This is a genomic window from Providencia sp. UF-224, assembly GCF_058245955.1.
On the sequence record NZ_JBSICC010000101.1, the window covers coordinates 1 to 644 of the forward strand.

1 protein-coding gene is annotated in these 644 nt (G+C 55.4%); it reads left to right on the top strand.

Annotated features, from left to right (window positions below):
* Positions 1-644 (top strand): oxidoreductase (locus AC4IFO_RS23015; RefSeq protein ID WP_490737855.1); only part of this gene is annotated, 644 nt, incomplete at both ends.

The following is a 644-nucleotide window of genomic DNA, read 5'->3' on the forward strand; positions in this document are numbered from 1 at the left end:
TGTGAAAGCTTAAACACCACAGGCGGCGATTTGCGCAAAGGGCTTGAACATTACCAAGCGGTGCGCAGTGTGGAAGTGCTGAAAATTCAAAATGCGGCACGTAACTCAACCGAGTGGTTTGAAAATGTCAGCCGCTATGAAAATTTAGCACCTGAGCAGTTTGCTTATTCATTACTCACGCGCTCTCAGCGCATTTCCCATGAAAATTTACGGGTTCGCGATGGAGCGTGGTTGGATAACTACGAGCAGTGGTTTGCCGCGCAAGCGGGTGCGCCGAGCAAGGTACCACCGATGCTGACGCCGTTTAACGTGCGGGATATCACCTTGAGTAACCGTGTGGTGGCCTCGCCGACACTGTTATATAGCGCCACTGACGGCGTGGTGGGGGATTTTCACACGGTTCATTTGGGCAGCCGTGCTTTGGGTGGCGTCGGGCTGGTGATGACCGAAATGACCGCCATCGCCCCAGATGCACGCATGACGCCAGGGTGCCCGGGCATTTGGAATGATGAACAGATGGCGGCGTGGCAGCGTGTGACGCAATTTGTCCACCAAAACAGTGCCGCCAAAATCGGCATTCAATTGGGGCACGCAGGGCGCCGTGGTTCAACCCAGCGGGGGTGGGAGCAGGAAAACCACCCATT